This is a genomic window from Streptomyces sp. NPDC056734, assembly GCF_042790455.1.
In the GTDB taxonomy this organism is placed as follows: domain Bacteria; phylum Actinomycetota; class Actinomycetes; order Streptomycetales; family Streptomycetaceae; genus Streptomyces.
On sequence record NZ_JBHTZD010000052.1, the window covers coordinates 1 to 9255 of the forward strand.

Genomic DNA, 9255 nt, shown 5'->3' on the forward strand with positions numbered 1-9255 from the left:
ACGCGCTGGACCTCGGACACCCCCAGCCCTCACTCGCCCTGACCGAACAGGCCGCCGCCACCGCGACCCGCCACTCCTCGACCCTCACCCAGTCCTTCACCCAGACCCAACTGGCCCTCGCCCACGCACGGGCCCAGGACCGCCCCCGCGCCCTCCTCGCCCTGCACAACGCGGAAGTCCTCCACAGCAAGGCGGAGCAGGACCCCGCCGACCCCTTCGACAGCTACCCGACCGCGGCCCTGCACTACCAGCGGGCCCGCACACTCACGGCACTCAAGGATCACCAGGCGGCCGACCGGGCCTTCCACTCCTCGCTGCGCGCCCGAGCCCCACAGGCACGCCGCGCCAGAGCGCTGACCACCGCACTCCTGGCCGAGTCACAACTCCTCCAGGGCAACCTCGAAGAATCCGTCACCACCTGGAAACGCTTCCTCACCGACTACCCCGGTCTACGATCAACCCGCGCGACCGCCTCCCTCACCACCATGCGCCAGGCACTGCGCCCCTACAGCACCCACCCCGACGTGGCCCTCCTGGAAGAGGAAGCCGCAACGCTGTGAATCACCCGCCTGTCCCTCAGACGCCTGGATCCATGCCCGGCTGTCCGGCTCAGTGCGGGGCGGGTGTCACCTGCTGCTCCGGTAGGTGGGCCGCCGAAGAGGCCAGCCATTGAGGGAGTGCACGGCGGCCGGGATGTCGATGATCTGGCCCTCGCGCCAGGGGCCGATGACGTCTGTTCGGTCGTGATCCGTGCGTAGGCGGGCAGACGCGCCGCGCTGAACGCGGGGCGCGGCACCGGCGCCGGCCGCCGCCGTTCCGCGTGCGGGCAGATGGCGACCCGGCGTCGTACGCCTCCTGGTACTTCTCGTAGCGGATGCCGCCCTTGTCGAAGGTCCGGTCGTCGCGCGGTGCTTCGCGGGTCAGTGAGGGCTGCGGACGACGAGGACCGGGTGGGGGCCGATCCGGACCTGGACGGGGTCGCCGTTGCCGGGCAGGCCCGTCGGGAGGGGAAGAGGGCGCGCGTCATCGGCAGGGTGTGTCCGACCGGGGGGAGAGAGCCCTTTGTGGTGGGGGCGGTTGTCTGTGCTGTCTTTACGGCAGGTCCTCCGGTTGGGGAGCCGTCTGGGGTTGCTTGGGGTAGAACTTCTCGGCCCAGCGGCGGGCGGGCCCGATGGGGCCGTCTCCCTGTGCGAGGTGGGGAGGTGCGGTGTACCGGCGGTGGTTCCAGACGCCGGCGTCCTGGCGGATGGTCACGATGACGAACCGCATGAACGCGTAGGAGACGAGGCGGCCGAGGGCACGGCGCGGGGCTGAGTCGCGCTGTCCGACCCGGGTGGTCACCGCCGCTCGGAGGGTCATGCGTGCCCCCTTGGTGGGTACGGGGCAGGTCCAGATGAGGATGTTGAAGCCGAGCGCCGTCAGGTCGGCTTCGGTGCGGAGTATCCCGAGCCCGTACTGGGTCAGATAAATGGGCATGGGCGGCAGCGCGCGTCCGGCGATGGTCTTGCGCAGCAGCAGACGCAACTCGTGGATCGGGCCGAGGTCCTTCTCCTCCACCCGTTCCGCCGTGAAGTTGTGGAGGGAGGGGGCGTGGCCGTAGTCGAGGGCGTTCTCCGGCAGGTCCTGGGGGTATCCGCCGAACGACATCTCCCGCAGCACCGGCTTGTGGGTGCGGTGGTCGGGAAGTGGCGGGACCTCCCAGTCGGGTGGTGTGCCGTCCGGGTGGTACCACACCATGATCAGTCCGGCTTGCTCCCGTACCGGCATCATCGGGGCGGACAGTTTGGGGACCTGCTGTCCGTAATAGGGTGTCGCGGTGCAGGTCCCGTCGGTGTTGAAGGCGAAGTGGTGGAAGGGGCAGATCAGTTCCTCGCCCTTGACCTTGCCGCCGCCGAGGTGGGCTCCCAGGTGGGGGCAGTAGGGGCGGGTCGCGCGTACCGTGCCCTTGCGCGTTCGGTAGAGGACGATGTCCTCATCGGCGAGTTGCCGGGTGAGGATCTGTCCGCGGCGGATCTCCTGGCTGAAGGCCGGGCAGTACCAGCCGATGGGGTGCGGCAGTCGTGGCGGGAAGGCGTCAGCGGCGCTGGCCCCGGGGATGCCCCGGTAGACAGGCGGCCTGCTTTTCATGAGTGGTTCTCCCTGGCGTGTGGGTGGCGAGGGTCTTGGTGGGGCGTGTGGCGGGGGCAGCTGGTGGCGGACCTGTGGCCGTAGCCGGGCTGGATGCACCGTTCGGTGCTGCGGCAGGCGATGTCCTTGATGAAGCAGCGGGCCCGGCAGGGCACGTCCGGGAAGCGGCAGGTGGCCAGGGTGTGTTCGGCCTGGTCGTGTCGCTGCCGCAGGCGCTGAATCTGAGCTGTGGAGAGAACTGGCTGAGTGAACGGTCAGGACTCCAGCGTTATGTCCACGCCGGGGCTGTAGCGGTGGCTTTGATGGATGAATTCCATACTGCCTCCCAGCCAGAGGATTACTTCATTGATGTAATCCTTGGTGGCAGGGATATGTCGTTCGTGTGCGCACATGGACGGGTAGAACTGATCAATTCGGTCTCGAATTGACAGCAGCGTGTTCATGCGTGCATGCAGTATGGAGGTATAGTGGAGGACGGTTTCGTGGGGGGTGGTGCCCAGGGTGTGCTGGAGACTGGTGAAAATGTTGGGAACGGCTTCGAAGCCGTGCTCCCGTTGCACAGATCCCAGATCCGTGACCATATTGATCAGATCGCACACCAGGAGCCGGACGTTTTCCATGAGGAAGCTGTCCAGAATGCCATCCGGCGGTGCTGTCGGACTGATCAGCTCCACTAGGCCGACCCCGATCGGTGCTACGCAACTTCGCAGCTTGTAGGTGCTGTACGTCAGATAGTCCGGAACCTCACCTGTTTTGCGCAGCGCGATTTCCCAGAGGACTGAACTCTGGAATTCGTGGAAGTAGCGTGAGAACCGCCGTTCCCAGCCCGGATTCTTGAAGTGGGTGCGCGATGTGGCCCAGAGTTCGAGGAGGGTCTGACCGAACGGGGATTTCAGGGACTCCGGCTCGATCGGGGAATTGGCCTCCCGGGATACTATGGCCCCCATGTTCCGGAGGAATGCCAGATACTCCGGTGAGAGGCTGTCGTAGGGTGTCTCGTCCGTGTGCACATCGACGGAGAACAGGAACACGATCCAGCGGGTCACCAGGGACAGGTCGGCCAGCGAAGCGTTCGGGTAGGCCAGAGACGGAAAGCGTGCGTAGCCGCATTCCACGCATTCCTGGAAGTATTTCTCGCTGCCCACGACGCCGATTTCCCGTGCCCACTCAAGCGCCTGCTCCTGGACCTCGTCCACGTGCACGTTCATCGCGTGGGGTATGGGTCGCCGGCTGAGGTCATCCGGCCAGATCTCTTTCCAGGGACTTTCAGACATGTGAATCCTCTCCAGGGTCGTCATGCAGGAGGTACTGCGTGTCGTTGTCGTCGAGGTGGTGGCAGACGTAGGCGAACGCCCGCGTCAGGGGTGAGGTGTCCGTCGTGAGCCCGGCCTGTATGAGGGCATCGAGGGCGAGGATGTAGCGGGGCTGGAAGTGGATGTCGGCGATCACCGGCAGCGGGGATTTCGCGACGGTGGCGGGGAGGGCGTCGGCGTCGTCCTGGGAGGGGACGGCGACGCGGACGATGTCGCATCCGGCGGCGGTGACCTTGGCGATCTGCTGGAGCGTGGCGTCGATGTCGGTGGTCGGGGTGGTGGTCATGGTCTGTACGGAGACCGGCGCGCCGCCGCCCACCGGACATTCCCAACGTGGAGTTGGCGGGTACGGCGGCGTGCCGGAGTGGTGGGGAGGGCGGGAAGGCCCAGGTCGGTGGTCATCGGGTGCCGCCTTCGTGCGTGGGCTGGCCGGGCGGATCGGGTTGCACGGACTGTGTGGGCTGTGCCGGTTGCTCGGGCTCCTCGGGTTGTACGGACCGTTTGGGTCGCCCTGGCCGCTCGGAGTGGTGCGGGAGCCGCGCGCGGGCCCGAAGCACGGCATGGACGATGCCCTGGCTGTCGAGGCCCGCCGCACCGACAAGGTCAACTGAGACTCCGGCCTCGACCTGTCTCACCCGTCCTTGCATCCGCACCGGTCACGGGGTTGGTCACCGGCAAGATCGAATGAGACGGGACAGGTCAGCCAGGTCCGGCTCTCGTACCCCCCCGCTGACGGCGGTCGGGGTCGCGGGGGCGTCTCGAACCCGGGGCCCGAGAACCGGGCGGAGGACAGCTGGGCGTCCGCCATGCCGCGCATATGGACCAGGAGCGAGTCGGCGAAGCGCATCGCGTCACGGCGGACACGCTCGTCGTCCGTCACGCACTCCAGCTCACGGGGAAGTTTGCCGTGAGCGGTCACGGCGTGCCGCATGGCGACAGTCACGGCCTCGTCGTTGAAGGCATCAGCGGCTTCCTGCAACGAGCAGCCGCGTTCCTTCCGCAGGATCAGGACCCCGTTGTAGGGGTCTGAGGTCGACAGTTCACGGGAGAAGCCGATCAGGTCGTTGGAGAACCCCGTATGGTCGACGACGGCCAGCCGCAGCTGGTTCCAGGCCGGCAGTTTGCGTACCGTCTCGGGTACGTCGATGTCGAGTCCGTACTCACCGAGATCGACGCTGACGGCTGTAGCGGACGAATGGCGCCGGTGATCGGGGTACTGCGCGAGCGTGAGTCCGGACCCGGTGTGCTTCACCACGCATTCCCTGAAGTTGGCGACGAAGTTGTCCTCCCACGACTGCCGGTACCTCTTCACCCATCCCGGTGAGCGCCCCGCCTCCATCCGGGTCAGGACATCGGCCAATGCCTCGGCCTGTCGGCTCTTCGGCTTCCCTCCGTTGATCACCTCGACATGCGGGTCGACCACCTGTCCGCACCGTCGGACGTCCCCCGACGCGGCGCCCTCGCTCAGCTCCAAATCGATCCAGTACGCGTACGCGAACACACAGGCGGCGGTGATCAGCCGCTCAGGACTGGCCCAGGGATGGGCGAGCGCTGTCGTGTACGCCAGCCGCCCTCCCCCCACTTCCCACGCCCTGTCGTCGGTGAACAGCTCAAAGGAGTCGACCCACTCCCACATCGCGTCATAAGCCTGCTGGTAAGACGGATTGGGCTCGTGCGGCGGCATCGGCAGATAGAGCTCGGGCATGACCAGCCCGCGCAACTCGTCGGAGTCGTTCATGGTCTTCCTCCCCGCTGGTGGTCGAAGCGGCGCTGTCGTGCCGCGCAGTTGTCAAGGGCCGAGGGGAGGTCTTCTCCTTCGAAGTCGCCCCACGGTTCGTCGCAGAAGTGCAACTCCGCGTATCCCAGGTCCCACGCGGCGTACCCGGACAGGCGTTGGGCGCCCGCGACGTCCGCGGCGGTTCCTCGCCCTCGCCCTCGCCCTTGACCTTGCCGCCGCCGAGGTGGGCTCCCAGGTGGGGGCAGTAGGGGCGGGTCGCGCGTACCGTGCCCTTGCGTGTCCGGTAGAGGATGATGTCCTCATCGGCGAGTTGCCTGGTGAGGATCTGTCCGCGGCGGATCTCCTGGCTGAAGGCCGGGCAGTACCAGCCGATGGGGTGCGGTAGCCGTGGCGGGAAGGCGTCAGCGGCGCTGGCCCCGGGGATGCCCCGGTAGACAGGCGGCCTGCCTTTCATGAGTGGTTCTCCCTGGTGTGTGGGTGGCGAGGGTCTTGGTGGGGGTAGCTGATGGCGGTCCCGTGCTCGTAGCCGGGCTGGATTCATGGTTCGGTGCTGCGGCCGGCGAAGTCCTTGATGAAGGTCACGACTCCAGCGTTATGTCCATGCCGGGGCTGTAGCGGTGGCTTTCATGGACGAATCCCATACTGCCTCCCAGCCAGAGGATTACTTCATTGATGTAATCCTTGGTGGCAGAGATATGTCGTTCGTGTGCGCACATGGACGGATAGAACTGATCAATTCGGTCTCGAATTGACAGCAGCGTGTTCATGCGTGCATGCCAAATGGAGGTGTAGTGGAGGACGGTGGTGTCGGGGGTGGTGCCCAGGGTGTGCTGGAGACTGGTGAAAGTGTTGGGGACGGCTTCGAAGCCGTGCTCCCGTTGCACAGATCCCAGATCCGTGGCCATATTGATCAGATCGCATGCCAGGAGCCGGACGTTTTCCATGAGGAAGCTGTCCAGAATGGCATCCGGCGGTACTGTCGGACTGAACAGTTCCACGAGGCCGACCCCGATCTGTGCTGCGGCGCTTCGCGGCTTGTAGCTGCTGAACGTCAAATAGTCTGGAACCTCACCGGTTTTCCGCAGTGCGATTTCCCAGAGAATTGAACTCTGGAATTCGTGGAAGTAGCGTGAGAACCGCCGTTCCCAGCCCGGATTCTTGAACTGGGTACGCGATGTGACCCAGAGTTCGAGGAGGGCCTGACCGAACGGGGATTTCAGGGACTCCGGCTCGATCGGGTGCTCGGCATTCTGGGATACTATGGCCCTCATGTTTCGGAGGAATGCCAGGTATTCCGGTGAGAGGCTGTCGTAGGGTGTCTCATCCGTGTGCACATCGAAGGCGAACAGGAACACAAGCCAGCGGGTCACCAGGGACAGATCGGCCAGCGAAGCGTTCGGGTAGGCCAGAGACGGAAAGCGTGCGTAGCCGCATTCCACGCATTCCTGGAAGAATTTTTCGCCGCCCACGACGCCGATTTCCCGTGCCCACTCAAGCGCCTGCTCCTGGACCTCGTCCACGTGCACGTTCATCGCGTGGGGTGCGGGGCGTCGGTTGACGTCGTCCGGCCAGATCTCTTTCCAGGGACTTTCCGGCATGTGAATCCTCTCCAGGGCCGTCGTGCGGGAGGCGTGCGGTTGCCGGTACCCGGGCTACAGGTACGCGGTCGCCAGATGAAGGGCGGAAATGATCGCGGACCGGGTCAGGTGTGGTGCGGTGAAGAGTCCTCGGCCGTTCCACATCTCGGCGTACTGCGTGTCGTTGTCGTCGAGGTGGTGGCAGAGGTAGGCGAACGCCCGCGTCAGGGGTGAGGTGTCCGTCGTGAGCCCGGCCTGTAGGAGGGCATCGAGGGCGAGGACGGCGTATGCGGTTTCCTCGGGCTGTCCTTGAGCGGCTCCCCAGGAGCCGTCGGGATGCTGGGTTTCCCGCAGCCACCGTGCCGTCGATTCCAGGAGTTTCGGTGCGGTGGAAGCCAGGCCGAATGCGACATGCGCTGTCGCGTAGTACGGGGAGGTATGCCACTTGTCGTACCAGTAGGCGCCGTCGATGCGTTGGTCGGCGATGTATCCGGCCGCCTTCTCGATCTGGGGCGCATAGCGCTGTGGCTCGGGACTGAATGCTTCGGCGATCCGGGCGTTGACGGCCACCGATCCGTCCCGTTCGAACTCGTAGCAGGTGAAGTAGCTGTCCCGTTCGAAGGTCAGCAGGTGGGGCAGGTAGGGCGTGACGTCGGTGCCCGCCCGGTGGAGGATGGTCATCGCCATGGCCGTGTCGTCGGCGTCGGGGAGCGGGAAGGTCGCGCTCATGGTGACCAGACCGTCGGTGTCGAGGATGGCGCGCAGCGTCGCCAGGTGCTGGTCGAGGCCGGCGGGACGCAGTCCGGCCCGGACGATCGGGTAGAGGGCCCAGCCGAGGATGAAGATCTCGATGGGGGCGAGTTCGGGGAAGCCGCCGTCGGGGGACTGTGCGGCGAGGCGGCGCAGGAAGCTCTCGGCGGCGGGGTTGTCGCCGTGGCGGCACAGGGCCGCTGTGGCCGCCGGTGAGCAGCCGATGCTTCCGTCTTCGGCCTGGAAGCGCTCGGCCTGCCGGGCGAGGAGCTGCGGGCTGACGAGTTCGGCCGAGTACAGCAGGGGGGACGGCGCGTCGCTGGGCAGTACTGCGGGAAGCCTGCCGAGTTTGGCGGAGCGGAGTTGCTCGATGTCCGCGAAGCGCTCGGCCGGCAGGTTCAGGCCCGCGTGGCGGCCCTGGTCCAGCAGGTACGGCACGGCCAGTTCGAAGGCGGACGTCTGGTGGGGGGAGGTGCGCCAGTCCTCGGAGTGTCCCCACAGGTAGTCCACGCCGTCCTGGACAGCGCTCTTGGCCCATGGCTCGCCGTACTGGCCCAGGCAGGCCACGGCGGCGAGGGTCGAGACCAGGCGGTCGACCGGCACGGGGAGTGTGCCGCCCCAGGAACCGTCGGCGTGCTGATGGTGGCGCAGCCAGTCCAGAGCCTGGGGAAACCAGGGCGTTCCGGCGGCGTCACGCAGGCCCGCGATGAACGCGGTGTTGTAGGTGTTCGAGCTGGTGGGGTTGGAGTCCAGCGTGCTGAGAAGGTGTGCCGCACGCTGGGTGAGATCGGGTGGTGGGATCACGATGCGGCCTTTGCTGGTCGTGTACTCGTTGCAGGCACCGATTGAGCCGAACCTCGTGCTCAGTCGGGGCCGAGTGCCTGTGGCTTCTGTGCGTTCGTCGGCTTGGCTGGTCCCGTTTGTCGGCTTGGCTGGTCCCGCTGGTCTGCCGGGGCCGGGGGACGATGGCGGATGGGTTCCTTTGGGTTGCTTGGATGTCCTGGCGTGCTCTTCTGGCGAGGCTTGTCCGCGCCGGCACTGTCTGACTGGGCGTGGTGACAGGTCGTCACGCGGCCTCGGCGGTCGTTGGTCCGGGCCAGCGGCGGCGAACGGCGCCCGTCCGTGGTCCTGGCCAAGCTCTGGTGAGGGTGAGGGTGAGGGTGAGGGCGAAGGTGAAGGACTCGTCGGCGGTCCCGACGTCCCGGTAGCCGAGTCCGGCGAGCCGTTGGAGCACGCTGCCGACGACGAGGACGAGGCTGGCGTCCTCGGCGAGTTTCCGGACCGCGATCTGGCGGTTCTGGGTGGCGTAGGCAGATGTCGTCACCAGGGGGTGAGATCAGCTGCGGGAACCGGGACTTGAGGGCGTCCACCGTCCCCATCGTCTCGTCCACGGACAGGGTGGTCCGGGAGAGCCGTACGACCCTGGACTCGTCCCGCACCTCGAAGTACGCGCGGCATCGTCGGGGCCGTCGACGAGGGCGCGGTCAGGGGCCTCCGCGTGGACGCCCGACGCGACTCCGTGCACGGAGAAAGCGACCAGCGCCCCCTCGGGGACCTGGTCCATCCGCTCCACGAAGACAGCGCCGTTGTCCTCCAGTGACAGGACGACGTGGGCGTTGTGGACGGTCTCGTGGCGTACGTAGACGGGGGCGGTGGTCATGTGGTCCTCCGTACGGCGGTGTCCGCGAGGTCGCGCAGCAGGCGGGTGGATGCCGGTTCCAGCGGTGCGGCTCGGAGGTGGACCAGGGCC

7 protein-coding genes and 3 pseudogenes are annotated in these 9255 nt (G+C 66.6%); 1 reads left to right on the forward strand and 9 read right to left on the reverse strand.

Translation table 11 applies throughout. From position 1 onward, the window contains the following. Positions 1-560, forward strand: a 560-nt coding sequence (locus ACFRFC_RS38045) for a tetratricopeptide repeat protein (RefSeq protein ID WP_383112705.1), incomplete at its 5' end; no start/stop codon positions are given. A gap of 532 nt (positions 561-1092) precedes the next feature. Here ACFRFC_RS38045 and ACFRFC_RS38050 read toward each other — a convergent pair. From ACFRFC_RS38050 to ACFRFC_RS38090, 9 genes and pseudogenes are all read right to left on the reverse strand, one after another. Continuing rightward, complete coding sequence (locus ACFRFC_RS38050; RefSeq protein ID WP_382693758.1) at positions 1093-2127, reverse strand: Rieske 2Fe-2S domain-containing protein; 1035 nt, start codon at positions 2125-2127, stop codon at positions 1093-1095. A 254-nt stretch (positions 2128-2381) separates the two neighbouring features. Beyond that, positions 2382-3425: a hypothetical protein gene (locus ACFRFC_RS38055; protein WP_382693759.1), complete on the reverse strand. Its 1044-nt coding sequence runs from the start codon at positions 3423-3425 to the stop codon at positions 2382-2384. Positions 3426-3534: 109 nt separating this feature from the next. Continuing rightward, a pseudogene (locus tag ACFRFC_RS38060) lies at positions 3535-3842 on the reverse strand (flavodoxin-dependent (E)-4-hydroxy-3-methylbut-2-enyl-diphosphate synthase); the annotation flags it as partial. Positions 3843-4071: 229 nt separating this feature from the next. After that, positions 4072-5178 carry a terpene synthase family protein gene (locus ACFRFC_RS38065; RefSeq protein ID WP_382693761.1) on the reverse strand — a complete coding sequence of 369 codons (1107 nt, stop codon included), beginning with the start codon at positions 5176-5178 and terminating at the stop codon, positions 4072-4074. Then, positions 5175-5423 carry an undecaprenyl diphosphate synthase family protein gene (locus ACFRFC_RS38070; RefSeq protein ID WP_382693766.1) on the reverse strand — a complete coding sequence of 83 codons (249 nt, stop codon included), beginning with the start codon at positions 5421-5423 and terminating at the stop codon, positions 5175-5177. The genes ACFRFC_RS38065 and ACFRFC_RS38070 overlap by 4 nt, the downstream gene beginning before the upstream one ends. Then, a pseudogene (locus ACFRFC_RS38075) lies at positions 5393-5719 on the reverse strand (Rieske 2Fe-2S domain-containing protein); the annotation flags it as partial. The pseudogene ACFRFC_RS38075 and the gene ACFRFC_RS38070, both read right to left, overlap by 31 nt. Before the next feature lie 37 nt (positions 5720-5756). Further along, positions 5757-6776, reverse strand: coding sequence for a hypothetical protein (locus tag ACFRFC_RS38080; protein WP_382693762.1), 1020 nt, complete (start codon positions 6774-6776; stop codon positions 5757-5759). Between the two features lie 54 nt (positions 6777-6830). Continuing rightward, the gene (locus tag ACFRFC_RS38085) at positions 6831-8309 is read right to left on the reverse strand and encodes a prenyltransferase/squalene oxidase repeat-containing protein (RefSeq protein ID WP_382693764.1); all 1479 of its coding nucleotides are present in this window, start codon (positions 8307-8309) and stop codon (positions 6831-6833) included. Positions 8310-8739: 430 nt separating this feature from the next. Beyond that, positions 8740-9165: pseudogene (locus ACFRFC_RS38090) on the reverse strand (4-hydroxy-3-methylbut-2-enyl diphosphate reductase); the annotation flags it as partial. Between the last annotated feature and the right edge of the window lie 90 nt (positions 9166-9255).